22 protein-coding genes and 1 pseudogene are annotated in these 25,299 nt (G+C 46.1%); 21 read left to right on the top strand and 2 right to left on the bottom strand.

The annotated features are described in order from the left end of the window. Window positions 1–42: 42 nt before the first annotated feature. From purT to T3H97_RS14420, 12 genes are all read left to right on the top strand, one after another. Window positions 43–1,227 carry a formate-dependent phosphoribosylglycinamide formyltransferase gene (gene purT, locus T3H97_RS14475; protein WP_328800084.1) on the top strand — a complete coding sequence of 395 codons (1,185 nt, stop codon included), beginning with the start codon at window positions 43–45 and terminating at the stop codon, window positions 1,225–1,227. Then, a complete protein-coding gene (locus tag T3H97_RS14470) occupies window positions 1,220–1,681 on the top strand; it encodes a GNAT family N-acetyltransferase (RefSeq protein WP_061831569.1) in 462 nt (153 codons plus the stop codon). The genes purT and T3H97_RS14470 overlap by 8 nt, the downstream gene beginning before the upstream one ends. A gap of 208 nt (window positions 1,682–1,889) precedes the next feature. Next, window positions 1,890–2,630, top strand: coding sequence for a CAP domain-containing protein (locus T3H97_RS14465; RefSeq protein WP_328800083.1), 741 nt, complete (start codon window positions 1,890–1,892; stop codon window positions 2,628–2,630). A 226-nt stretch (window positions 2,631–2,856) separates the two neighbouring features. Further along, on the top strand, window positions 2,857–3,537 hold the full coding sequence (locus T3H97_RS14460) for a TIGR00266 family protein (RefSeq protein WP_013310621.1): 681 nt from the start codon (window positions 2,857–2,859) through the stop codon (window positions 3,535–3,537). A gap of 174 nt (window positions 3,538–3,711) precedes the next feature. After that, a complete protein-coding gene (locus T3H97_RS14455) occupies window positions 3,712–4,662 on the top strand; it encodes a GDSL-type esterase/lipase family protein (protein WP_328800082.1) in 951 nt (316 codons plus the stop codon). Beyond that, a complete protein-coding gene (locus T3H97_RS14450) occupies window positions 4,659–5,735 on the top strand; it encodes an ABC transporter ATP-binding protein (protein WP_328800081.1) in 1,077 nt (358 codons plus the stop codon). The genes T3H97_RS14455 and T3H97_RS14450 overlap by 4 nt, the downstream gene beginning before the upstream one ends. After that, on the top strand, window positions 5,728–6,717 hold the full coding sequence (locus T3H97_RS14445; RefSeq protein WP_013310618.1) for an ABC transporter permease: 990 nt from the start codon (window positions 5,728–5,730) through the stop codon (window positions 6,715–6,717). Before T3H97_RS14450 ends, T3H97_RS14445 begins: the two co-directional genes overlap by 8 nt. Window positions 6,718–6,815: 98 nt before the next feature. Beyond that, window positions 6,816–8,795, top strand: coding sequence for a DNA topoisomerase IV subunit B (gene parE / locus T3H97_RS14440; RefSeq protein ID WP_013310617.1), 1,980 nt, complete (start codon window positions 6,816–6,818; stop codon window positions 8,793–8,795). Between the two features lie 22 nt (window positions 8,796–8,817). Beyond that, a complete protein-coding gene (gyrA, locus tag T3H97_RS14435) occupies window positions 8,818–11,280 on the top strand; it encodes a DNA gyrase subunit A (protein WP_328800080.1) in 2,463 nt (820 codons plus the stop codon). Window positions 11,281–11,555: 275 nt separating this feature from the next. Continuing rightward, entirely contained in the window at window positions 11,556–12,026 is a 471-nt protein-coding gene (locus T3H97_RS14430; RefSeq protein WP_328800079.1) for a MarR family winged helix-turn-helix transcriptional regulator, read from the top strand. A gap of 288 nt (window positions 12,027–12,314) precedes the next feature. Beyond that, window positions 12,315–12,800: a MarR family winged helix-turn-helix transcriptional regulator gene (locus tag T3H97_RS14425; RefSeq protein WP_328800078.1), complete on the top strand. Its 486-nt coding sequence runs from the start codon at window positions 12,315–12,317 to the stop codon at window positions 12,798–12,800. After that, window positions 12,784–14,286, top strand: a complete 1,503-nt coding sequence (locus tag T3H97_RS14420) for a DHA2 family efflux MFS transporter permease subunit (protein WP_328802834.1) — start codon at window positions 12,784–12,786, stop codon at window positions 14,284–14,286. Before T3H97_RS14425 ends, T3H97_RS14420 begins: the two co-directional genes overlap by 17 nt. A gap of 135 nt (window positions 14,287–14,421) precedes the next feature. Here T3H97_RS14420 and T3H97_RS14415 read toward each other — a convergent pair whose 3' ends face one another. Beyond that, window positions 14,422–15,168 (bottom strand): RluA family pseudouridine synthase, encoded by a 747-nt coding sequence (locus T3H97_RS14415; protein WP_328800077.1) that lies wholly within the window; start codon window positions 15,166–15,168, stop codon window positions 14,422–14,424. A gap of 9 nt (window positions 15,169–15,177) precedes the next feature. Continuing rightward, window positions 15,178–16,041, bottom strand: a complete 864-nt coding sequence (locus T3H97_RS14410) for a class I SAM-dependent methyltransferase (protein WP_328800076.1) — start codon at window positions 16,039–16,041, stop codon at window positions 15,178–15,180. Between the two features lie 312 nt (window positions 16,042–16,353). Between T3H97_RS14410 and T3H97_RS14405 the strand changes: the two are divergent. From T3H97_RS14405 to T3H97_RS14365, 9 genes and pseudogenes are all read left to right on the top strand, one after another. Then, window positions 16,354–16,473 (top strand): annotated as a pseudogene (locus tag T3H97_RS14405) (hypothetical protein); the annotation flags it as partial. Window positions 16,474–16,655: 182 nt separating this feature from the next. Continuing rightward, on the top strand, window positions 16,656–17,114 hold the full coding sequence (locus tag T3H97_RS14400; RefSeq protein ID WP_069289771.1) for a flavodoxin: 459 nt from the start codon (window positions 16,656–16,658) through the stop codon (window positions 17,112–17,114). A 20-nt stretch (window positions 17,115–17,134) separates the two neighbouring features. Beyond that, on the top strand, window positions 17,135–17,947 hold the full coding sequence (locus T3H97_RS14395) for a hypothetical protein (RefSeq protein ID WP_328800075.1): 813 nt from the start codon (window positions 17,135–17,137) through the stop codon (window positions 17,945–17,947). 357 nt (window positions 17,948–18,304) lie between these two features. Beyond that, complete coding sequence (locus tag T3H97_RS14390) at window positions 18,305–18,958, top strand: HlyD family secretion protein (RefSeq protein ID WP_328800074.1); 654 nt, start codon at window positions 18,305–18,307, stop codon at window positions 18,956–18,958. A gap of 15 nt (window positions 18,959–18,973) precedes the next feature. After that, window positions 18,974–20,491 (top strand): DHA2 family efflux MFS transporter permease subunit, encoded by a 1,518-nt coding sequence (locus T3H97_RS14385; protein ID WP_023989064.1) that lies wholly within the window; start codon window positions 18,974–18,976, stop codon window positions 20,489–20,491. A gap of 69 nt (window positions 20,492–20,560) precedes the next feature. Next, entirely contained in the window at window positions 20,561–22,027 is a 1,467-nt protein-coding gene (locus tag T3H97_RS14380) for an efflux RND transporter periplasmic adaptor subunit (RefSeq protein ID WP_250239156.1), read from the top strand. Window positions 22,028–22,259: 232 nt separating this feature from the next. Next, on the top strand, window positions 22,260–23,102 hold the full coding sequence (locus T3H97_RS14375) for an STM4015 family protein (RefSeq protein WP_328800073.1): 843 nt from the start codon (window positions 22,260–22,262) through the stop codon (window positions 23,100–23,102). A gap of 67 nt (window positions 23,103–23,169) precedes the next feature. Next, window positions 23,170–24,510: an STM4014 family protein gene (locus tag T3H97_RS14370; RefSeq protein WP_328800072.1), complete on the top strand. Its 1,341-nt coding sequence runs from the start codon at window positions 23,170–23,172 to the stop codon at window positions 24,508–24,510. After that, a complete protein-coding gene (locus T3H97_RS14365; protein ID WP_328800071.1) occupies window positions 24,503–25,285 on the top strand; it encodes an STM4013/SEN3800 family hydrolase in 783 nt (260 codons plus the stop codon). The genes T3H97_RS14370 and T3H97_RS14365 overlap by 8 nt, the downstream gene beginning before the upstream one ends. Window positions 25,286–25,299: the final 14 nt, after the last annotated feature.

The raw sequence follows: 25,299 nt of genomic DNA, 5'->3' as shown, positions 1-25,299 counted from the left end.
AAAGAGATCAGAGCAATTTCGTCAGAGGGGGAAGAGTTCAAGATGTGGGGTGCTCCTTTTTCTGCCAAGGCTAAGAAGATGCTGCTGCTGGGTAGCGGCGAATTGGGAAAAGAAGTCATTATTGAAGCTCAGCGGCTTGGCGTGGAATGTATTGCTGTAGATCGCTATGAACTGGCTCCAGCAATGCAGGTGGCCCATCGCTCTCACTGTCTGGATATGCAGGATGCTGAGGCGTTGAAGGCACTAATTCGTAAGGAAAAGCCCGACATAATTGTACCTGAAATCGAAGCTATTGCTACGGGTGCTTTGGAAGAATTAGAGCAAGAAGGATTTCACGTAGTACCAACGGCCCGTGCCGCCCGTCTTACGATGGACCGGGAAGGTATCCGCAGGCTGGCTGCCGAGAAATTACAGCTTCCGACTGCTGCTTATCGTTTTGCTGATAACTTTGAGCAGTTGCGGTCGGCGGTTCATGAGTTGGGCACGCCATGTGTGGTCAAGCCCTTGATGAGTTCGTCGGGTAAAGGGCAGTCTGTATGCCGGGCACTCGAAGATGCAGAATCCTGCTGGAATACGGCGCTGGAAGGCGCGCGTGCCAAAACAACACGTGTCATTGTTGAAGCTTTTGTCCCGTTTGAGAGCGAGATCACTTTATTGACCGTCAGATCGGTTTCGGGTACGACTTTTTGCCCACCGATTGGCCACATTCAGAAAGATGGGGATTATGTCGAATCCTGGCAGCCTCATGGCATGACGGACAAGCAGCTTTCGGAGGCGGAAGACATTGCCCGTACGATTACGGATGAACTGGGTGGTTACGGATTGTTTGGCGTAGAGCTATTTTTAACAGCTGATGGCGTCATATTCAGTGAAGTATCCCCTCGTCCGCATGATACAGGAATGGTAACCATGATCACGCAGGATTTGTCGGAATTTGCGCTTCACGTGCGGGCTATTCTCGGATTCCCGGTGCTATCCGTCACGCTGCTTACATCAGGAGCTTCAGCTACCTTGAAGGCAGAAGTGACTACGCGGGATTTTGTAATAAGCGGTCTGCATGATGCATTATTGCTACCCCGGACACAGGTGCGAGTGTTCGGGAAGCCTGAAACCAAGCCGGGACGCCGGATGGCTGTAGCGCTTAGCGCTGCAGAAGATGTGGAAACAGCACGGAAGACGGCCAAAGAAGCTGCTAATATGCTGAAAGTGGAGGTAAATCATGTCTAACAATGTGATGATTCCAGTACTGACAATTCGTTCCGTAGAGCTTGGCGATTGCGAAGCCGTAACTGGACTACTAAGAGAAGTCGGATACCCGATGACTTGTGGTGTAATGAAAGAAGTTATGGGAACAGCGCGGGAGGACAGTCAAGCGAATATGATGGTTGCAGAAATGGATGGTCGTGTTGTCGGAGTAATCGGCATGCATACGGCTCAAAGCTTGGCTTATCCTGATCCTGCCGTACAAATCACCATGCTGGTCGTGAGCGGGGAGTATCGCGGCGAGGGCATTGGCAAGCGCCTGGTGGCTTGTGGTGAGGAGTGGGGACGTGCGCAAGGATGCTATCATTTATTCATTACCGGAGCGAATAACCGCATCAAACAAGTAGAGGCCCGAGCATTCTACAATCGAATCGGCTTTGAAAAGCAAGGCTACCGTTTCAGCAAAAAGCTTAGATAATCAGCCTATAACAAGACAATCTAATACTTAAAGCCTCACTACTTTTAACTTAGTTCCGCATGGGTCAATTCCGAGCGGGGCTATTTTTTTTCCAACTTTTATACCATTGATCCTGCTATAAAACATGATATACTGCTAGAGTAAAGATTACAAAGTTGTAACCAGACGCGTTCACACCAAGGCATTTATACAACAAGGAGATGACGAAATGAAGAATATGTTGAAAAAAACACTGGTGATGGGAAGTCTTAGCGCCATTTTATCCGCAGGATTCATCGTTCCGGCATCAGCTTCACCAGCTGACGATTTGACTGCCCAACTGCAACAATGGTTTCAAAATAATGGATATACCGTCAATATGTCTAACGGGACGACTACGATAACAAAGAGCGTAATTAAGGATGTTTCTGAAAAAGACAAGGCTAAAAACAAAACAGCAAATCCTTCATCCGGCAAACAAACAACAACCAAACAGGATGGCCAAAAGGCTTCGCAGTCGGGTACCAAGCAACAGACCCAAAAACAAAACACAAACTCAGGCGCGGGTCAGTCTGCAGGTACGGATGCACAACTCAGCAAGTCCCAATTTGCAGCTGAGGTTGTAAAGCTTGTAAATAACGAGCGCAGCCAAAAAGGTCTCAAGCCCCTCGCATCGAATGCGAAGCTTACAGAAGTAGCCTTAGTCAAGGCGAAGGATATGAGTACGAACAACTACTTTTCCCATACATCACCGACCTATGGTTCACCATTTGATATGATGAAAAAATTCGGTGTAACTTATACGTATGCGGGTGAGAATATTGCTATGGGACAACAAACACCACAAGAAGTGATGAAAGCCTGGATGAACAGTCAGGGACATCGTGAGAATATTTTGAAGGCAGAGTTTACACAAATCGGTGTGGCTTACTACAATGGGTATTGGGTACAAGAGTTCACACGTAACTAAGATGATAGTAAATACGTTCCCAACGTTTGTCGCTGCTACGAAAAGATAGTGACGTGACGTTAATCTAGAGACCCGCTGACACGTTCAGCGGGTCTTTTGGTGTCTCTTAATCCTCCAGTGGCATAACCATTGCTTTATACCAGAAAAGACATAAGGGACGTATTTATAGTATGATAGCAGCAAGTTGAATGGATAGCAGACTACTTATGGAAAGCCAGGTGAACAAATGAGCTACGAAATCGTGCATGAAGGTGCCTTTGCTATGCTCAAGGTGCAGTTGAACCCCGGGGAAATGATTAAAGCAGAAATGGGAGCGATGGTTTCCATGTCTTCCAGTGTAGATATAAAGGGGACGGTAGATGGTGGACTGTTACGTGGTTTAGGCAGAATGCTGAGCGGAGAAAAATTCTTTTTTCAAGAACTGAGGGCAGCCCGGGGACCGGCTGAGGTGTTGTTAGCCCCTGCTAGTATAGGTGATGTACAAGCGGTGGAACTGGATGGCACGTATAGGCTGTTCGTCCAAAAGGACGGTTTTCTGGCTTGTACGGAAGGCATTGAGGTTAGCACCAAAATGCAAAACCTGATGAAAGGTTTATTCTCCGGTGAAGGTTTTTTTATCGTAGAAATCAGTGGTCGAGGTACGGTATTCCTGTCCTCTTATGGAGCCATTCATCCCATTTATATCGCGCCAGGAGAGGAGCGTATTATTGATAATGCTCATCTGGTGGCATGGCCGGATTATATGGATTATAAAATTGAAAAAGCATCTAAAGGCTGGTTGTCCAGCGTAACGAGTGGAGAAGCACTTGTATGCCGCTTTCGCGGTGAAGGAACGGTACTGATACAAAGTCGAAATCCGAGCAGTTTTGGACAATGGATCAAAAGTTTTATCCCTGATAGCAAATAGTTTGATTCGTCTGATTAGAGATGAGAAGAACAACCGTTCGCACAAGAAAGTATAGTATAAGGATGGCCATTTGCCATCCTTTTTTTGCATGTTCATGGGAAATTATATTTGACTCTAAGCATTTATTGCGCTTTTATCCGAACGGTTTATTTGCAAAATGATATGAGAAGCTTTATGTTTATTTCACTAAGCTATCAGGAGGGAACACGAGTGAATTCATCAAAATGGATTTGGCGGTCTGTCGGTCCCGTTTCCACTGCCGCCACATTGCTATTATTGTACGGATTTATTACAGCAGTACAAAGTATCACGGCTCCAGAGCCAATGGTTAGCACTCAACCTGTACATTCCGGTCCATCGCAGACACAAACTGCGCCATCCGCTACTAATCAGACGGGAGAGTTTCGGGTAGCTGCCATTGGAGATTCGCTAGCCAAAGGCACGGGGGATGACTCCGGAAGTGGTTTTGTGCGTCGGTCGGTGAGCTTGTTAAATAATCAGGAAGGCCATAAGGCTCAGCTCATAAATAATCTGGGGATTAATGGACTGACGACTCAAGGACTATTGACCAAGCTGGATGAGCCTGGTGTTTCTTATGTGTTGAAAAAGGCTAACGTTATTATTGTCTCGATTGGCGGAAATGATTTATTTCAGGGGGCTCAGGCTGCCCAAACTGGCAAAGAGCCGCCTACACTCAGTGGTTTGCGTAAAGCTGTGCCTGATGCCGCCAAACGTCTGCAAAAAGTGCTGACAAAGGTAGGGAAAATCAATCCGAACGCTAAAATTATCTATGTCGGATTATATAATCCATTCAGTGATCTGAAGGAAATGAAAATTCCCGGTAATCTTGTGGTAACGGAATGGAATCTGGCTGCTATGGCAATTACCAACCAAAACAGCAATATGACTCTGGTTCCAACTTTCGATTTATTCCAGCAAAATTTGCCCGTCTATTTATCATCCGATCATTTTCATCCAAACGGACAGGGCTATCAGGCAATCGCTGAACGTATCGCGCAAGGGTTTGCAGTTGCAAACACGAAGGATGCCGATAAAGTGGATAATGAACAACAGTCTACAAGCAGCCAACCCGCTGAAGTGAAAAAGGGAGGAAACAAGCAATGAGTATCCAATCTGCTGACAAGACTGAGGCTGGAATAACCGAAAATTCGACATCAAGGGATGCATTGTCCAGTTTCCATTCCGCCAATCAGGTTGGCAGCGTAGGCAGAGACAGAAACAATAACGAAACAGTTCTCTCTGTTCAGCACGTTAAGAAACGTATCAAACGCAAAATGATCATTCATGATGTAACATTCGACGTTCGTGCGGGTGAAATTTTCGGATTTCTCGGTCCTAATGGGGCTGGGAAAACGACGACTATTCGTATGCTGGTCGATTTAATTAAGCCTACGGAAGGGACGATTACCGTCTGTGGTCATAATGTAAATCGTGACCCTGAGCAGGCTTTACGGCATATTGGTTCTATTGTGGAAAATCCAGAGGTGTACAGCTACCTGACAGGGTGGGAGAATTTAGAGCATTTTGCCCGTATGCAGCCTGGTGTAGACGAGCAGCGTATCCGCGAAGTCGTTGAGCTGGTTCGGCTCGATCGCCGTATCCATGATAAAGTAAGTACGTATTCTCTCGGAATGCGCCAGCGCCTTGGTATAGCCCAAGCCTTGCTAGGTAGACCGAAATTACTCATTTTGGATGAACCGACGAACGGGTTAGACCCCAAGGGGATCAAGGAAATGAGAGCTTTTATCCGTTTGCTAGCGGCAGAAGGCATGGCTGTATTTGTTTCCAGCCATTTGCTCAGCGAAATCCAGCTGCTATGTGATCGGGTGGCAATTATAAGTCGAGGAAAGGTGCTAGCTGTAGGTGGTGTGCGGGAACTGGTTGAGACGCACTCGCACATGGCAGTATGGCAACTGGAGCCTCGTGATCAGGGTCTTGCCATATTGCAAAATTCTCCGCATGTGCAAATGATTACGAACGCCGATGAATTAATTGATGACAGCATTGTTGCAGGCAGCGGAGCCGATGCAATTTTTACAGAAATGGATGAAGAGCATATTGCGGAGCTGGTGACACAAATGACGGCTTCCGGTATTTCCGTTAAAGGTGTAACCAAAATCAACCCTACACTGGAGCAGCTATTCCTGAAAATGACGGAAGGTGAGATACTTGAATAACATTTTACCGCTCGTACAAAATGAGACGCTCAAAATTATCAAGAAGAAACGATTTTATGTCATTTTGCTTGTTTTACTTGTGCTTGTGCCGATTTTTACGTACGCTCAGATGAAAGTGGCAGAAAACAATCGCGAAAAATTCGGCAATGATTGGCGGCTCGAACTACGTCAGGCGATTACTGATAATCAAAACTCGCTGGGAAGTGACCGGGTTCCCGAGGAATGGAAGACCTATCGTCGGGTTTTTGTGCAGCAGATGCAATATTATCTGGAAAATGACGTGAATCCTAATGAGCCAAGTGGCGTCACCTTTACCAGAGAGTTTATGGATAATTCCATAAATCTGTTCGTTCCGCTGTTGATTATGGCCATTGCCTCCGACTTAGTTTCAGGAGAACGGACGACAGGCACCATAAAAATGTTGCTGACTCGCCCAGTCAGGCGGTGGAAAATACTGCTGAGCAAGCTGTTGACATTGTATATGTTCGTTTCGCTCATCATTTTGGCTGTATTTATAATTAGCTATCTCATATCAGGCTTGTTTTTTGGTTTTCGCGGTTTTAATGTTCCGGTATTTACCGGATTTCAAATTGTGGGATCGACGGTGGATTTGTCTGCTGTACACGCGATTCCACAATGGCATTATCTGATGCTGCAAGCCGGATTGATCTGGTTTGTCAGTCTTGTGGTAGCTTCGTTAGCCTTTATGGTATCTGTCCTGGTACGAAGTACGGCGGCAAGTATCGTGGTCATGATGGCTGCGCTTATTTCGGGCACTATTTTGACAAACATGGCTTCATCTTGGCAGAGTGCTAAATATTTATTTATGGTTAACCTCGAATTAACCGATTATTTATCTGGAAGCCCCGCCCCGATTGAGGGAATGACCTTACCCTTTTCTTTAGCTGTACTGGGCATTTGGGGGGCTGCGGCATTGATTGTTTCATTCGCCGTCTTTACGAAACGGGATATATTGAATTAAAATGGACAAGGTAAAAGAAAACATCTGTTTGCATTTTTGGTGAAAATCATCAAGAATAAGGCAAAACACGGTTACGATTAGACAAAGGGGGAGCATGAATGGTCGACAAAATCGACTTGTCTGCGGGAGTGTCCGGCACACAAAGCGGAGCTTCAGAATATGGCGCGGACGACATTCAAGTGCTCGAAGGGCTTGTGGCAGTTCGCAAACGGCCGGGCATGTACATCGGGAGCACCAGTTCTTCGGGACTGCATCATTTGGTATGGGAAATTGTAGACAACGCGGTGGATGAACATCTCGCCAAGTTTTGCTCTCGCATTGATATTACAATGCATAAGGACGGTTCCATTACGGTATCAGACAACGGGCGCGGTATTCCTACAGGAATGCACAAAACGGGAATTCCTACGCCTCAGGTTGTATTCACCATTTTGCACGCCGGAGGCAAGTTTGGCGGTTCGGGATATAAAAAGTCCGGGGGTCTGCACGGTGTAGGTGCATCTGTAACGAACGCTCTTTCGGAATGGCTTGAAGTAGAAATTTACCGGGACGGCAAGATTCACCGTCAGCGGTTTGAATATTGGCAGGACAAGAAGGGCGTGGAGCATGTCGGGGAACCGACCACAGGCCTTGAAGTGCTGGGCAATACTAACAAGACGGGCTCGAAAATTACATTTAAACCGGATATTCGTGTTTTTCAAGCAGGCATTCATTTTAACTACGATACGTTGGCTGAGCGCCTTCAGGAAATTGCTTTTCTAAATTCGGGCCTTCGTATTCAACTTAAAGACGAACGCAGCGGAAAGTCAGATGAGTATTTTTATGAAGGTGGCGCAAGTCAGTTTGTTGCTTTTCTGAATGAGGGCAAGGATGTGCTACATGATGTTATTCACTTTAATGCCGAGAAAGAAGACATTGAAGTAGAGATTGCCATCCAGTACAATGCGGGTTATACAGAGACGATTGCTTCGTTCGTTAACTCCATTCCGACACGTGGCGGAGGTACGCATGAAACGGGATTCAAAACCGCTTACACTCGTGTCATGAACGACTATGCGCGCAAAACGGTGATGTTGAAAGAAAAGGATAAAAACTTGGAGGGCAACGATCTACGTGAGGGCATGATGGCTGTAATCAGTGTCAAGATGGCTGAAGTTGAATTTGTCGGCCAGACAAAGGATCAGCTGGGTAGCGCTTCGGCACGGAGTACAGTGGATGCCATCGTATCTGAGCAGATGCAGCGTTTTTTGGAAGAAAATCCGCAGATAGCACAAACTTTGATCAAGAAGGCAGTTCAAGCATCCAGAGCGCGTGAAGCTGCACGTAAAGCTCGGGATGAGATGCGTTCTGGTAAAAAGCGCAGTGAAAGTTCCAATTTGAATGGTAAACTGTCGCCTGCGCAGTCCAAGGATTTTACACGTAATGAGTTGTTTATTGTGGAAGGCGATTCGGCTGGAGGATCAGCCAAGCAGGGACGGGATTCCAAAATTCAGGCCATATTGCCGCTAAAGGGCAAGCCGATGAATCCGGAAAAATCCAAACTGGCGGATATTATGAAGAATGATGAGTACCGTGCTATTACAGCAGCTATTGGTGCGGGGGTAGGAACAGAGTTTTCGCTGGAAGACAGCAATTATTCCAAAATCATCATTATGACCGATGCAGATACAGATGGTGCACACATTCAAGTGCTGTTGTTGACTTTCTTTTATCGGTACATGAAAGAGCTTATTGATGCAGGACGCATATTTATTGCTCAACCGCCATTGTATAAAATAACTCGAAAGTCTGGTAAGCTCGAAACGGTGCGTTATGCTTGGACTGACGAGCAACTTGATAATTATTTAAAAGAATTTGGACGAAATTTTGAGCTTCAGCGCTATAAAGGACTTGGGGAAATGAACCCTGATCAGTTATGGGAAACAACGATGAATCCCGATTCACGCACCTTGTTACGCGTTCAGATAGAGGATGCAGCCAAGGCTGAACGCAGGGTGTCCACTTTGATGGGCGATAAGGTGGATCCGCGCAAGCGCTGGATCGTGGAAAACGTAGATTTCACGGAATACGTAGAGTAGTGCTATCAAAAGAGGTGTATACATGAGCTTATCGGAGCAGTTTTTGCCAGCTTTTCTGGAGGAAGTGGTCGGTGACCGCTTTGGCCGATATTCCAAATATATTATTCAGGATCGGGCGATACCCGACGTACGGGACGGATTAAAACCCGTACAACGTCGTATTCTGTATGCAATGTACGATTCGGGCAATACGCCGGATAAAGCATATCGTAAATCAGCCAAAACCGTTGGGGACGTTATGGGTAATTACCACCCCCACGGTGACTCGTCGATTTACGACGGCATGGTACGGATGGCGCAGCCTTGGAAAATGAGTCACGTGCTTGTGGATGGTCACGGTAACTGGGGCTCCCAGGATGATGATCCGGCGGCAGCTATGCGTTATACGGAGGCTCGCTTGTCTCCGATCGCAATGGAAATGCTGCGCGATATTGAAAAGCGTACGGTTTTGTTCAAGGACAATTTTGATAACTCGGCCAAAGAGCCCGTTGTGTTGCCGTCTCGTTATCCAAATTTGTTGGTGAACGGTTCCAGTGGGATCTCGGCGGGATTTGCGACAGAGATTCCTACACATAGTTTACGCGAAGTTATTGATGCCAGCATTGCAGTGATGGAAAAGCCCGAGATTGAGCTGGAAGAGATTATGACCTTTATTAAAGGCCCTGATTTCCCGACGGGCGGACTCATTATGGGTGGCGAAGGCATCAAGGACGCTTATCGCACGGGAAAAGGACGTATTTATATTCGTTCCAAAACGGAAATTCAGTCTTTGCGCGGAGGCAAGCAGCAGCTGGTCATTACCGAGATTCCGTATCAGATCGTCAAATCAAGGCTCGTAACCGCCATGGAAAATATCCGTCTGGAGAAAAAGGTGGAAGGGATTGCCGAGGTTCGTGACGAAAGCGGACGAAATGGTTTGCGCATTGTTGTGGAGCTGAAGAAGGAAGCCGATGCGGAAGGGATTTTAGCTTATTTGCTGAAAAAAACCGACCTACAGGTGGCATATAACTTCAACATGGTAGCCATTGTGAACAAAGCGCCACATCAGCTTGGGCTGAAGTCCATTTTGGAAGCGTATATCGCCCATCAACGCGAAGTTGTCACTCACCGTATCCAGTATGAACTGGAAAAGGCAGAGGATCGTGCCCATGTGCTTGAAGGTTTGGTCAAGGCGCTGAACATTCTGGATGAGGTCATCGCAGCTATTAAAGCTTCCAAAAACCGCCAGGACGCGCAAAATAATTTGCAATGGATGTTTGGTTTTAGCGAGCGTCAGGCAGATTCTATTTTGACTTTGCAGTTGTACCGTCTCACTAATCTGGAAATCACCACGCTTGAAAAAGAACTAGGTGACATCCAGAAAAAAATCGCGCAATATCGTTCTATTCTGGAAAGTGATCGCAAGCTGATCAGCCTGATTCGCAAGGAACTTTTGGAAATTCGCGAAAAGTACGGCATTGACCGTCGTTCTGATATTCAGGGCGAGGTAGAAGAGATTAAGGTGAACCTTGAGGTCATGGTGGGAGCAGAGGATGTGCTGCTGACACTCTCGAAAGATGGCTATGTGAAACGTACAAGTATGTTGTCATTCACTCGTTCTGGCGGGGAACGTTCAAGTTCCGGTGTTAAAGAAGGGGATTACGTTACCCAATTGCTTGATGTGAATACGCTGGATGTATTGCTCGTCTTCACTCAGCGCGGACAATACTTTTTACTGCCTGTACATCAGGTGCCAGAGTATAAGTGGAAAGAGCCGGGCACACCAATTGTCAACGTCATTCCGTTATCGAAGGAAGATCGTATCGTAAGTGTTATTCCGCTTAAAAACATCGAGGAAATCGGCAAAAGCCTGGTATTTGTAACAAAGAAGGGCCAAGTAAAGCGTACAGAATTGAAAGAATATGCTACAAAACGTTCTAGTGCCGTAGCCGCTTGCAAAGTAGCAGGGGACGATGAGGTATTATCGGTAACGTTAAGCGAAGGTACCCGGGATATTATGCTGATTACCCGCACGGGTATGAGTATACGCTTCAAGGAGCAAGAGGTTAATGCGATGGGCCGCGTCTCGGCTGGTGTCAAAGGTATACAGCTAGCGGAAGGCGATGAAATTATCGCGGCGTTATGGGTAGAAGAGGATGAAGGAGAAGTGTTGGTGCTGACCGAGTCTGGTTATGGTAAGCGTACGCTTCTGTTGGACTATCCTACACAGGGAAGAGGCGGCAAAGGTATCACCACCTTTGAGTTCAAGGAAGGCAAACGAGTACGTTCGAATGGAACTCGAATCGTGGCTGCCTTCTATTGCCGTGAAGCTGTTCAATTATTTGCAATCACAGCAGAAGGACAAACGATGTCCTTCCTTTCGGAAAAGGCTCCTTTGACCGACCGAAAGGATACAGGCAAGCTGCTGGCTCCAGTGGAGAAGAAGGACGAAATTGTGAATGTGCTGCTGCGTAGTGAGCCGCAAGCTTCTCAGTCCATAGAATAATAGGAAAGTCAAGCGCTTATTAGCTCGAAAAAGAGAGGTCCTCTCGTGCCATTCCGGCACGAATGAGGACCTTTTTGCCGTCATGGTGTCGAACCCTGACCAGCCTTCAAAACCCAGATGAGACTTCCTTCCCCTTTTCATTTGATGCTCCAAAAACGGCAGGAAACCGGGGCTAAATGGCGAAAATTTAATGTGATGAAATACAATCCGGACGGTGGCCCATACGGTAACTTTGATGCTTTTACTGACCCTGTTATTCAAAGGAGTGAGGCAAAATGCAAACGACCGAATTTGCGAAAATCTGGTCCAGAATGGCTAAGGATTATAAGGTTCATATGGAGCAGCAACTGGCTCCATCACTAACCGAAGCTCAACTTACGGTGCTGGAGGTTTTGAACGAATACGGCCGTATGAAGCCGTCTCAACTAATTCCATATCTCGCCACCACACCAGCCGCGGTTACGATGCTGCTGGATCGGATGGAACGGAATCGACTGGTCACCCGTTTCAGAGACGTAAAAGACCGTAGAATTGTATGGATTGTCATTTCGGATCAAGGGAGAGAAGAAGTAGAGCGTGGATTACGAATACGGGATGATTTTCTGGGTTCTGCACTAAACCGAATTTCTCAGCACAATCAAAATTTGCTCGTTTATTTGTTGGGGAAAATTACAACGAAGGCGAAAACTTCAGTATCAGCAAGTGAGATTGAGGGAGTAAAGGAACAAATAGAGCGAGCAGAATAAATAGAATGGTGGCTACATGAAAAGTAGCTGTACGCAGCAGGTTATCATTTTAAGGCAAGTAGGAGTGCGCGGATGTAAATACCTATCGTGGTATTCATACCGCGCTTTTTTGTGTTGAAGTATAGGTGATATTTGGGTGAATGTTGACATTTACATAAGAGATGATAAAATAATAGTTATAAATAAATAACATTTCGTATGCAAATAGTTTCTAGTTTATGTATATGTATATGTATATGTATATGTATATGGATTGTGAATTGGGGATTAGAAAGAAGGATGGTTCCAGTGAGTGACAGAGAGGAAGACAGACTTGAGGTGTACCGGATTATACAATCGGTAAGAGAGGTTAACAAAACGATATTTTATGCCTTCTGGAACGAGGAGCAGCATTTGGATCTGACGGCCATTCAGCATATGGCTTTGGCAATTCTGAATAAACTCCCCAACATCGGGCTATCTGAGCTGGCAGACATAGCGCATGTGGGAAGCAGCTCTATGAGTGGGGTGGTTGACCGCTTGACCAAGGCGGGATATATTGCTCGCGGACGGCATGAACATGACCGTAGATCCTTAGTGCTGACGCTTACGCCGGAAGGGAAAGATATCATGCAAAAAGTAGACGCCATGTGGATGGAGCGCGTCTTGCCCATTCTGGACATCCCGAAGGAGCAGCTAGAGATGGTCCTGGATATCCATAAACAAATGATCATGAAATTAACACCGAAGGGAATGAATCAACTTGAGCAGTCCTCAAATGACACTACCAGGTAATGTACGCAGAGCACCCATTGTGGCCGCTCTGTTGATGGGCGCGATTGTAGCGATATTAAATCAGACGTTGATCAGTGTGGCTTTACCGAAAATGATGAGTGATCTGAATATAGATGCCAATATAGCTCAGTGGCTCAGCACGGGCTTTATGCTCGTGAATGGGGTATTGATCCCGGTGACCGCGTTCTTGATTGCCCGTTTCTCTACTCGTAAATTGTTTATTAGCGCGATGACTATTTTTTCAATCGGGACGCTGTTATGTGCTATAGCGCCAAGCTTCAGCATATTGCTGATCGGTCGGCTTATTCAGGCCGCGGGGGCAGGTATCATGATGCCCTTAATGATGGTCGTTATCTTGAACATCTACCCAATAGAGCGTCGTGGCCGGGCGATGGGGACCCTGGGGATTGCAATGGGTTTTGCTCCAGCCATTGGGCCAACCTTATCCGGTTATATAGTACAGCATTATGACTGGCGGGTATTGTTCTGGATCATCCTGCCGATATCAGTAATTTCAATTGTGATCGGATTTATTTTTCTGAAAAATGTAACGGAGCAGTCCAAGCCAAAGCTGGACATTCCCAGCATCATTTTGTCTACGCTCGGTTTCGGTGGACTGTTATACGGTTTTAGTGATGCAGGAACATCAGGTTGGGGAAGTATTCCAGTCCTGTCTACGCTTATCGTTGGGACAATTGCGCTTATTTTGTTTATTGTCCGCCAACTGAAGGCAGATGAGCCTATGCTGGAGTTCCGTATCTTTAAATACGATGTGTACAGCTTGACGACAATCATTAATGTGATTGTGACGATGGCTTTGTACGCCGGTATGATATTGCTTCCGATTTATTTGCAAAATATTCGGGGTTTTACACCGCTCCAGTCCGGTATGCTGATGTTACCAGGAGCGATTCTAATGGGGCTCATGTCTCCTGTAACGGGGGCTATTTTTGACCGAATTGGAGCACGCTGGTTGTCTGTAATTGGCTTGCTGATTATGGCTATAACGACTTGGGAATTTACACGGTTGACCGAAACAACCACCTATATGACACTGTTAATTAATTATACGGTGCGGATGTTCGGGATGTCGTTGCTGATGATGCCGATCCAAACGGCCGGGTTGAATCAGCTTCCGCAACGATTGAATGCACATGGTACGGCGATGAGTAACACGCTGCGTATGATTTCCGGCTCGATTGGGACGGCAATTCTGGTTACAGTGATGTCCACACAAAGCAGCAACCGTTTGACATCGATTATTTCATCTGAGGGACTAAGTGTTACGGACAAAGCTGGGATGCTGGTTGCTGGAAATCAAGCTACGATTTATGGGATTAACTCGGCTTTTATCATTGCAACAGTGTTGAGTGTGGCCGCTCTGATTTTAGCGTTTTTTATCAAAAATACGAATGCACAAAACGCCCATCCCCGTCAACAGCTGGTAAACAGCAAGAAGGGGCAGTCCGTGGCTTCCTCGTCATAAAAGGATGAGATGACGCAGTAATTTAATTTTCTGCAAAAAAAAGAACCTGCAATGCATGTTTGCTCACATGCGTTGCAGGTTCTTTGTGCAAATGGGGTTGAAGATCGATATTCAGATAGAGCAGGGCTTTCCGGTTCAAATTTCAGACGTAATCATGTTCTCATAAAGCGACCTTGGCCATTCATTCCATGGAAATTGGACAGGAGGTAACGAGTGAAATCTCATATCTTCCTTGCTAACCGGATGCGGTGCTCCAGCGAGTAAGGACCAGAGCGCCAGCTGTTGACCGGGCCGGCTCAGACGACCGCCATATTTTTGGTCCCCGTAGAGGGGACAGCCGATCGCCTGCATTTGCACACGAATTTGGTGTGAGCGTCCGGTGTGCAACTTAATCTGCACGAGACTGAGTCCATCTGCTTGTCCGATCACGCGGTACTCCAAAATGGCTTCTTTCGCACCAGCCGTGCCAGGCCGAACCGTTTGCACCGTGTTGGTACGGCTATCCTTTAGCAGGTAATGGGTTAGACGGCCCTGTGGGGCCGTAGGAACGCCATTTAGAACTGCTGTATACAGTTTGTGAAAATGACGACTTCGAACCGACTCTGACAGGCGAGAAGCAGCTTTGGACGTCTTACCAAAAATCATGGCTCCTCCTACAGGCCGATCCAGTCTGTGAACTAAACCCAAAAAAACGTTACCAGGCTTATTGTGTCTAATTTTTAGATCTTCCTTGAGTAATGACAACAGATCAGGATCACCACTGGCATCCTCTTGCGTTGGAACATTGACAGGCTTTACAACCGCCAAAACATGATTGTCCTCATATAGGACAGGAATGTTCGGTTGTGCATGCTCATGCCGGGTAAGTTCATTATGAGTCATAAGAGGAATTTAAGCCTCCCAGCGTCCGAGAATACCACAAGGCAAATTCAATCCCGAGCGTGTGATCGGCAATCCGATTTCACCAGCGCTAATTTGTCCGCCGTACTTTTGTTGCATGGTCATGCTCAGCATGTTGCGCAATACAGTAGGCGAAATACCTGTAGTATAGGAGTTAATGAGCATGAACAGCGGCTGATCCGAAATGATGCTCATGCAGGATTCGAGAAACGGGTATAAGCTTTCTTCAAGCTTCCAAGTTTCTCCGTTCGGTCCGCGTCCGTAAGAAGGAGGGTCCATAATAATGGCATCATAACGGTTGCCCCGACGTTGTTCCCGTTGCACGAACTTGAATACGTCGTCCGTAATGAAGCGTACCGGATGGTCAGCCAGACCAGACAATTGAACGTTTTCCTTTGCCCACTGTACCATGCCTTTGGCGGCATCCACGTGAACTACACTGGCTCCAGCATACGCAGCAGCAGTAGTGGCTCCTCCCGTGTATGCAAACAGGTTCAGTACGGAAATCGGTCTGCCTGCGCCTTTGATTTTATCCATCATCCAGCTCCAGTTCGCTGCTTGCTCCGGAAAAAGACCGGTATGCTTGAAGCTGGTGGGTTTAATGTGGAATTTAAGCGGTCCATAGCTAATTGTCCAGCGCTCGGGGATAGGTTTTTTCATATCCCAGTTGCCGCCACCGGAGGAACTGCGGTGATAATGCCCATGAACATTACGCCATTCGGCTGTTTCCTGGGCCAAAGGCCATATGATTTGCGGATCGGGACGACGCAGGACAATATCACCCCAACGTTCCAGTTTTTCACCACCGCCTGTATCCATTACTTCATAGTCTTTCCATTCTTGTGCTACATACATGTACAATCCATCCTTCAGCAGTCAATTCAGGATTCAGGCAGCAAGCTGCACAGAAATTCCCACATGGAGTCTATTGTACAACAAACCTCAGCAACAATCGAATGATTACATAAATAAGTAAGTAGTCAAATGGTCCAAAATATTTTTTCTCGGATGTACTTGTAATTATAGCGCTTTCATATTAAAATGAAATCAATCCCACTTGTACGTACAACAATCTGTTTTTTATTATAATAATGAAAAACGGATTCAATTGTACGTACATAATATTTTTTTATCAACACAGCTGAAATTTTACTTAATTAAACACAAATGCCTAAACTGCCTGTAGCCAGCGTTTTGTGGTAGATGGAGCCTTCGTTCGAAGCTTCTGCCGAAGCGTGGATTCATGTTGGCGGAGCGCATTATATGGTAATGTCCTATGTTGTAACTAATAATTTGTTTATCCATAGAGTTTATCAGCCAACAGCCGCATGCAATGCGGCTGTTTTGCGTATATTTCCCTAAGACTAAAGCTAGTTTTTGAAATTAATATTTGACAATGAGAATCATTATCAAATATTATTTGAGTAACAGGGAGTGAAAGCATCCCATATTTCAAATAAAGGTGAGGGATGAACTTGGGTAAAATCATGATTGCTTATGCCAGTTTGACCGGTAATACAGAGGAAATCGCGGAATTGATCGCCGAGGGCGTCCGTCAGGCAGGGCATGAGGCGGAGTTGAAGGCTTCGTATGATTGCAGCGCGCAAGAACTGCTCGCATATGACGGGTTCCTACTGGGTGTATATACATGGGGAGATGGTGAGCTTCCTGATGAATTTTTGGATTTTTACGAGGAACTAGACGAACTTGATTTGTCTGGTAAAAAGACCGCAGTATTTGGCAGTGGAGATACATCTTATACGCAATTCTGTGGCGCAGTGGACTTGGTAGAGGAAAAAGTCAAAGAACGCGGCGCATCTGTCATTCAAGAGAGTCTGAAGATTGAATTCAATCCCTTGGATGATGACAAGGAGAATTGCCGAGCTTATGGAAGACAATTTGCACAGGCTGGTATTGAAGTGTCCTGAGAAGAGAGTGAGGGATAGGTATGCGCAATAGCGATAGCTTAAGCGGCTTTCCTCTTCTGCACGACTATCAGCTGGAGGAGATGTGGAGAACTCCACAGCCAATCCGTCAATCACAGAGGAAAAGAGGGCGTGAGGGCTGGAATTGGCGGCAACGGGTTCAATATGCAGTAGGGCATGCGCTCAACGAATACTTTGGAATGGAAGTAAAGGTACGGCGGGAAGTCCCTGTCCAGTATGTGCTGGAGAAATGGTGGCCCAAGCAGTCAGACAGCTTTGAATCTTTGTTCCATTATTGGGATGTCAAAAATAAAGTGTCAGGTGAGTTGTCAAAAATTTGTGGCTTAAACAATGACTTGATGGTGCCTGTGATGCTGTATGAACAATTTTGTACGCCTGTGCCTGAGTTAGAGGTCAATATTTCGCTTATTGTTCAGGCTGCTTGGCAACTATCAGCAGAAGCAGATTCCCTGCTCGTTCAAAAGTACATCGTTGACTATAATCCTAACGTTATTAGCACATTCCAACATATGACAAATGTATTTTGTTATTACGCATTTGGGGCCCTTCCTCAGCTTATTGAGGTATACTGTCTGCTGGAAGGCAAGAAGATTAGCTTCATTCCGGGGCCTGCTTCTTTACAGCAATCTCTGGATTACGTGAGACTATTGAGGGATTCCAAAGAAGATGTACATGGAACGATAGACCGCTGCCGTTGTGGGGGTTGCATGGAAAAGCAAGCTTTTCAAGGGAATAGAATGAATAAGAACACGAAGGAAGGACAGGAGGCGAAAAACTGCAAACAACGGTTAGCTGTACCTACGCCTTTCTCTTAACGTTATTGTGTAACCCTTTAATTGTAAACTATCCCTTTTCGTGAAAGAGCCTTGGAAACAAGGTTCTTTTTTATGAAAAAAAATTATGAAAAAACTGAAAATTTATGTTGCCTGAATAGATAAATATATCTATAATATTTCAATGTACAATAGTTATATGAAAATATTTAAATATAAAAGACGGTTTGTGGACCAAGGATCAGATTGTCCTATGTACATAAAATAAGTCCTGTCTTTTGCATGGCACGTTGCCATGTGTTTATTTACGTTCTCCATTTGGTTTAATGGCCTAATATTTCAATTTTAAAATATTAGCGTTGAATAATAAAAATTTTTTGGACAACAGGGGTGGAAGAAGTGAGTAAGAAAACTGTATTGCCAATCCTCATTGTACTGCTCGTTCTGAGCGGTGGAGCTATTGGCTACTATTATTGGTATCAAGCAACACACTTTGTTAAAAGTGACGATGCGCGCATTCAAGCCGATCAATATAAGGTAATGCCGCAAATCTCCGGAGAAATAAGCCACATTGATGTGGAAGAAGGAGATGTTATTCAGCGTAATGAACCGATTGCCGAGCAGGATGTATCGGGGTTAGATGCGAGTATGATCAGCAAGTCCGTACTGCGCGCGCCGATCAATGGAACTGTCATTAAGATTTATTCGAAAGAGCATGAAATCGGATCGCCGGGTAGTGCTGTTGCAACTATGGTGGATATGAACAGCTTGTATGTATCCACGAATATTGAAGAAAATGACATTAACCGCATTAAACCAGGACAGCTTGTTGACATTACGCTTGATGCAGCAGGTGACCAGGTGATTCAGGGTAAAGTTCGTAAAGTAGGCGAAGCCTCCAACGCTGTGTTCTCACTCGTTCCTGCAGTGAACACAAGTGGTAATTTTAACAAGGTGACTCAGCGTGTGCCTGTAGAGATTGCTGTGAACAAGCCGAAGGATCTGAAGCTTATTCCTGGAACGAACGTGGAAGTAAAAATTCATACACCTTAAAAAGGAGGGGTCCATGTGGCTGCCAATGATATTGCTGCTGCTCCTTCGACAGATTCTTCCAAAGAACGCTGGCTTGCCTTTTTCGCTATCGTTTTAGGCGCCTTTGTCGCCATTCTGAACAATAGTCTGATCAATGTCGCCATTCCAAGATTGACGACGGATTTAGGATCTACGACGACACGTATTCAGTGGGTTATTACAGGTTACACGCTTGCATCTGGTGTAATCGTACCGATTACCGGATATATGGAGCAGCGCCTCGGATACAAAAAGTTTTTGATTCTTGCACTCAGTGTTTTTTCGCTGGGAACGGGAATATGTATTTTTGCATGGAGTGATTCTTCCCTGATCGCAGCACGGGTGCTGGCTGGTCTGGGCGGTGGTGTTATTATGCCGCTGAGTATGACGATTATTTACAAAATTATGCCGCGTGAACAAATCGGGATGTCCCTTGGTATATGGGGGATCGCCGCAATGGCAGCGCCGGCTGTAGGACCTACGCTCAGCGGATATTTAATTGAGTGGTTTAACTGGCGGTTCTTGTTTATTGTCAGTGTGCCAGTTGCTTTATTTGCCATTTTAATGGTTATTCTTCTTATCAAAGAACCGCCTAAAGTAGAGCCGAAGCCGTTTGATCTACCAGGCTTTTTGCTGGCCGCAACTTGTGCTGGAACACTCTTGTACGCATTGACCAACGGCCAGCGTGATGGCTGGACTTCTTTTGGAATTGTATCGTTGCTGTTTGTTGCTTTCTGGGCACTTGTTTTTCTGATCTATGTAGAAAGCGGCAAGGATAATGCTGTAATTGAAATCTCATTATTCAAGAATTCAAAGTATACGATTAGTGTTATTGCCTCTAGTCTAGTCATGATGGGGATGTACGGAGGAACGTTCCTAACACCGTTGTTTTTGCAAAATATACAGCGTGTGTCACCGATTGATACCGGTATTATCCTCATTCCACAGGCCATTGCCATGGCGGCTATGATGCCTATTGCCGGGAAGCTGTTTGATAAGTTCGGCATTGTGCCTTTGGGACTTGTGGGCCTGACGCTAACCAGCTTTATGACCTATCATCTTCACCAGCTTACGCCAGATACTTCGCATGCCTGGTTGGAAACCGTAATGGCATTACGGGGTCTGGGAATTGGTATTTGCATGATGCCATTGTCCACGGTCGGCATGAATGCCGTTCATCCGAGCAAGGTGGCCAATGCGTCTACAGCGTCCAATCTGGTACGTACTGTGGCTGCATCTATGGCGATTGCGGTGCTAACCGCCATTATGCAAAGCCGTTCGGCTGCTCATGCCCAGCAAATTTCGGAGTCCATTACACCAGACTCGGCTCATACGCTACAAGCGACATTGGGCAGCTCATGGATGTCATCCATAAGTAGTTTAATCACACTGGATGCTACATCAAGAGGAATTGGGGATACGTTCCTCATTTCATCCATACCGCTGTTTTGCACAATTCCACTCATCTTTTTGTTTATTCAGAGGAAGAAAGCAAAGACACAGCCGGAAGCTTAATAAGTGAAGTACAAAATATCGACTGGATGACTTACATTATTTCCACGGACAGAAAGAAAGGGAATTATCATGAAAATATTGAGAGTAGAAAGTACATTAGCGGCTTTAGTGCTCGGCGGCGCAGTGCTGGCAGGCTGCTCCAGTAATAGCGGGGCGGCTCAGGACATGGTCGTTCCGGTTAAAATCAGCCAAGCACAGCAAGGCATCATCGGACAGGGAAATATTTATACAGGAACGGTAACACCTTCGGAGACGGTGAACATTGTGCCTAAAGTGGGCGGTAAAGTGGTTGAGCTGCCTGTGGATATTGGCTCCGAGGTTAAAAAGGGTCAAGTACTGTTCAAGCTTGATGATAAAGACATGCGGAATAATGTTGCGAAAGCTCGCGCCGCAGCAGCTGCGGCAGCAGCCGGAGTAAGCACCGCTCAAGCATCCCACGAATCTACGATGGTTCAAGCAAACTCGGGCTTAGTGCAGTCCAAGAGCGGCGTGATTCAATCCCAAAGTGCAATCAATCAGGCACAGGGGGCTATTAATCAAGCCACTACAGCCGTAGAACAAGCAACACATGGTGTCTCCTCGGCAGCCAATACGGTGAAACAAACGCAGCAAGCTTTGGCAGATGCACAGAAGAATGTAACACGTACTCAAAGTCTATTCGATGCAGGTGCGAGCACCCAAGCACAATTAGAACAAGCCAAAACAGCAGTTGTGAATGCGGAAGCGGCTTACAATAATGCACAAAATGCGCAGGCTAATGCGCAAGATCAGCTGGTAGCTGCGCAGAAGGCCCTAACTACAGCTCGCAACAGCTATGATTCAGCAAAAAATAGCTACAGTAATGCCAATAGCGGTTACAGTAATGCGCAAAATCAGCTCAAAGTATCTCAAAATACTGCGGTTATCGAGTCCAGCCAACAATCTCTCAAACAGGCTCAGCTGAATGTGAACATTGCTCAGGATGCATTGGATGACACCGTTGTTACATCACCGATTAATGGTATTGTGGGTACGAAAAATGCAGAAGTGGGCGAAATGGTATCCACTCAGTCTCCTGCGCTGGTCATTGCGAATCTGAGTACGGTCAATACTTTAATCTATGTTCCAGCAGAACAGATCAACAATGTAAAAGCAGGTGACAAGGTACAGGTTCGTGTTGCAGCTTCCAACATTGTAACAACAGGTACAGTTAAAAATGTAAGCCCGTTGGATGCAAGTGGAAAAGGCTATCCTGTAAAAATCTCAGTTGCGAATCCAGACACGAAACTGAAATCCGGCATGTTGGCTGATATCAGCTTTGTCGCTGCCAATGCGCAAGAAGGCATCGTTGTTCCTACTGCGGCAGTGCAAAAGGATCAAGGTAAAGAATATGTATATGTTGTAAACGGAGACCATGCGAAACGTAAGGAAGTGAAGACTGTTCAGACGGCAGGTTCACAAACACTCGTTACCAGTGGCTTGAGCAATGAGGAGAATGTGATCGTGAATAATCTGGCATTGTTGTCCGATAACTCACCGATTACAATTAGCCAATAATTTGGTTCTAGAATTACTATATAATAGTAGAAGTTTATTACAGATATATGCGCAAGACAGTCCGCTTAGCGGTCTGTCTTGTTTTTATTTCATTAAGCATATTTTACATAGGATTGATGTCGATATAAGACTAATTTTGACGAACATTGGTAGAATAGGATAGACTAAATTGGAAATAGGTAGTTTTCAAGATTTATTACATTCTCAGATAAATGATCGGAGGAATTGTAAGATGGAAGTAAAATTGGTAGTGGATTTTGAAGCTTATGAGAATGGCCAAACGATGACTAAATTGCTTGAGGAACTGGCAACCAAGCCGGAGAGCGCGGAAGTTACGGATTTGATCATTGGAGATTGGGGCGGGGCCTATGAGAGCTCACCAGATGATTTTATCCCAGTGTTAGTGAAGCTTAAAGATCATTTCCCTAAGTTACGCAAGCTGTTTATTGGTGATATGGAATATGATGAGTGTGAGGTTTCATGGATTAACCAGACAAATCTGTCCCCGTTATTAGAAGCGTTTCCAGCGTTGGAGTCCTTTCATATTAAAGGAAGCCAGGGCCTGAGTCTGGAACCACTTCATCATAACCACCTTCAGGAATTGGTTATTATTTGTGGCGGCCTGCCTGTGAGCGTTCTTCAGCAAATACACAATGCAGAACTGCCTGAGCTGCGCAAGCTGGAACTGTATTTGGGTGTCGAAAACTATGGTTTTGACGGTAATCTCAAAGATATTTTGCCGTTCTTGGACAGCAATCCTTTTCCCAAACTTACTTACTTGGGACTCAAAGATAGTGAAATACAGGATGAAATTGCAATTGCAGCAGCTAATGCCCCTGTGATTGGGCAACTGGAAGTGCTGGATCTCTCACAAGGTACGTTGTCTGATAAAGGTGCAGAGGCGCTGCTGGCTAGTGAAAGTATAAAAGGGCTGAAGCATCTGGATTTGAGCTATCATTATATGTCTAGTGAAATGATGCAACGTTGGAAAAGCTCGGGTCTATCTGTGAACGTGGAAGATCAACAAGAAGCGGATGAGGAAGATGATTGGCGCTATCCATCACTGACTGAGTAATTTGTACAAATGGATTTCTAAAACGGACTGTTTTCAAAATTAAAATGATCTAAAGTGAGGCGGCTCTATGGTTAGGATGTCAGACTGTAATGTCAGCGAGCCGTTTATCTTGTTCGGTAATCCGGGGAATCGTCGAACTACCGGGCTGCAGGAGGCGCGAAGCAGATTAATGCTTCCACCCGCTTTGGAGGTTTCCTATAAAGATGTGCTGGAAGCCATTCGGCAGAAACAAGGTCTGAGCGAGCTGATGGTGCGAATAGCTGCACAAGCTGCGCAAGACAGCGTGAATGGCAGTGCCTATGTGAAAGAGAGCATTGATCAGTTACTGGCGGGGCAGTTGGACAGTGGCCCGCTGCTTCGCCTGGATGCACCGGGCGAAAGCTTTGAGGTAGAGCGAGAGTTGATTGCTCTGGGCGCTCCGGATGCTGAGGGAGACGATTCTCTGTTGCCATGTCCGGAATGGACACAAGGCACAGGTATATCGGCGGCAGAAGCGCGACGTCTGCAGGAGCAGCACGGTCGTATTTGGCACCCGGCACAATGGTTCCGGGGCTATTGCCGTCTGCTGGCCTGGCTTCGGCATGAAGTGGCTCAGCTCTGGCCCTCGTCGCACTGGATGAACGATCCGGCGGAAGTGGCCGTGATGTTCGACAAACGGCGTTGTAGCGCCGATTTAGGTAAGGCAGATATAAGGGTCCCGCCAGTGCTTGCATCTTCAGGTGGTGCATTTCGTGATGTTGTCGATCTGCACACGGCGATGAAGGAGAACGGGTTTCACCGCGTATTTGTGAAAATATTTTGTGGGTCCGGTGCTTCTGGTGTCATGGCCTATCAGGTACATCCCCACACACACGCGGAACTGGCGGTGACCACGATTGGAACAGAAGTCATACACGGACAGCGCGTGTATTATAATGCCGGACGATTGCGTCGTTATACGGATAAGCAGGACATTCATGCTATCCTTAACTGGCTATGCCTGGAAGGGGTACATGTGGAGCGCTGGATTCCCAAAGCGACCCTGAATGGGCGTGTTTATGATGTGCGCCAACTCGTGTGCGGATCAGAAGCTTGCCATGCGGTTTTACGTTTGAGCCACAGCCCCATTACGAATTTGCATTTGCGTAATGAGCGGCTCTCGCTGAAGGAAGCAGGATTACCACAGAATACGGTGGAATCGGTCCAGCTTACGGCGAAAGCCGCTATGAGTGTTTTTCCAGCGTCCATGGTTGCTGGACTGGATGTGCTGGTTCCGGCTCATGGCGGTCATCCCTATGTGTTGGATGTTAATCCGTTCGGTGATTTGCTGTACCGGGTTGAGCATCAGGGTTGGAATCCGTATGAATGGGAAATGCAGCACCTCGCTAATAGGAGCATGGGTACGGAAAGGAAAAACAGATATGACTGATATGAATCAAATTGTCGGCTCTCATGATATTGTCATGATTACGCTTGATACTCTGCGTTATGATGTAGCAAAGTTGGAGGAAGAGAACTGTCCGAATTTGTGCGGCTCCGGGTCGTGGGAAAAGCGCCATACACCGGGTAGCTTTACCTATGCTGCACATCATGCTTTTTTTGGCGGATTTTTGCCGACTCCAGCGAATACGGATAAGACTTCACATATCCGTCTGTTTCACACAAAGGATACGGGGCTGCGTACACATCCACATACCTGGCTGTTCGATGCCCCAGATATTGTGTCCGGGCTAGAGGGTGAAGGTTATCGGACCATCTGTATCGGCGGCGTTATTTTTTTCACGAAGAAAAATAAGCTTGCCAAGGTATTGCCCGGATATTTTCAAGAAAGCTACTGGCGTATGAACTTTGGCGTTACCAACCCCCGTTCGACGGAGCATCAGGTGAATCATGCTCTGAAACTGTTGGGGAATACAGACCCGTCGCAGCGCTTGTTTTTGTTTCTGAATGTATCAGCGATCCATGGGCCTAATCATTATTTTGTGAAGGGCTCAGCTAAAGATTCAGTGGAGTCTCAACGAGCAGCCTTGCGGTATGTGGATGGTGAACTTGGACGTTTGTTTGATGTCTTACGAAATCGGAGCAAAACGTTTTGCATGGTTTTTTCCGATCATGGTACAGCTTATGGGGAAGACGGCTATGAAGGACATCGTCTGGCGCATGAGGTAGTCTGGAATGTGCCTTACCGCGAATTTATATTATAGAACAAATAGAAATA

It is taken from the genome of Paenibacillus sp. LX16 (assembly GCF_036252815.1).
Lineage (GTDB): Bacteria > Bacillota > Bacilli > Paenibacillales > Paenibacillaceae > Paenibacillus > Paenibacillus polymyxa_B.
Note: the sequence above shows the minus strand (reverse complement) of the source record. Positions and strands in the feature narration are given on the sequence as shown.

Coding starts and splice junctions, on each gene's coding strand:
- T3H97_RS14370 (WP_328800072.1), top strand. CDS start 23,170: ATGGTTAGGATGTCAGACTGTAATGTCAGCGAGCCGTTTATCTTGTTC.
- gyrA (WP_328800080.1), top strand. CDS start 8,818: ATGAGCTTATCGGAGCAGTTTTTGCCAGCTTTTCTGGAGGAAGTGGTC.
- T3H97_RS14415 (WP_328800077.1), bottom strand. CDS start 15,168: ATGACTCATAATGAACTTACCCGGCATGAGCATGCACAACCGAACATT.
- T3H97_RS14395 (WP_328800075.1), top strand. CDS start 17,135: ATGCGCAATAGCGATAGCTTAAGCGGCTTTCCTCTTCTGCACGACTAT.
- T3H97_RS14410 (WP_328800076.1), bottom strand. CDS start 16,041: ATGTATGTAGCACAAGAATGGAAAGACTATGAAGTAATGGATACAGGC.
- T3H97_RS14365 (WP_328800071.1), top strand. CDS start 24,503: ATGACTGATATGAATCAAATTGTCGGCTCTCATGATATTGTCATGATT.
- purT (WP_328800084.1), top strand. CDS start 43: ATGTGGGGTGCTCCTTTTTCTGCCAAGGCTAAGAAGATGCTGCTGCTG.
- T3H97_RS14455 (WP_328800082.1), top strand. CDS start 3,712: ATGTTTATTTCACTAAGCTATCAGGAGGGAACACGAGTGAATTCATCA.
- T3H97_RS14380 (WP_250239156.1), top strand. CDS start 20,561: ATGAAAATATTGAGAGTAGAAAGTACATTAGCGGCTTTAGTGCTCGGC.
- T3H97_RS14375 (WP_328800073.1), top strand. CDS start 22,260: ATGGAAGTAAAATTGGTAGTGGATTTTGAAGCTTATGAGAATGGCCAA.
- parE (WP_013310617.1), top strand. CDS start 6,816: ATGGTCGACAAAATCGACTTGTCTGCGGGAGTGTCCGGCACACAAAGC.
- T3H97_RS14420 (WP_328802834.1), top strand. CDS start 12,784: ATGACACTACCAGGTAATGTACGCAGAGCACCCATTGTGGCCGCTCTG.
- T3H97_RS14450 (WP_328800081.1), top strand. CDS start 4,659: ATGAGTATCCAATCTGCTGACAAGACTGAGGCTGGAATAACCGAAAAT.
- T3H97_RS14470 (WP_061831569.1), top strand. CDS start 1,220: ATGTCTAACAATGTGATGATTCCAGTACTGACAATTCGTTCCGTAGAG.
- T3H97_RS14430 (WP_328800079.1), top strand. CDS start 11,556: ATGCAAACGACCGAATTTGCGAAAATCTGGTCCAGAATGGCTAAGGAT.
- T3H97_RS14460 (WP_013310621.1), top strand. CDS start 2,857: ATGAGCTACGAAATCGTGCATGAAGGTGCCTTTGCTATGCTCAAGGTG.
- T3H97_RS14465 (WP_328800083.1), top strand. CDS start 1,890: ATGAAGAATATGTTGAAAAAAACACTGGTGATGGGAAGTCTTAGCGCC.
- T3H97_RS14400 (WP_069289771.1), top strand. CDS start 16,656: ATGAACTTGGGTAAAATCATGATTGCTTATGCCAGTTTGACCGGTAAT.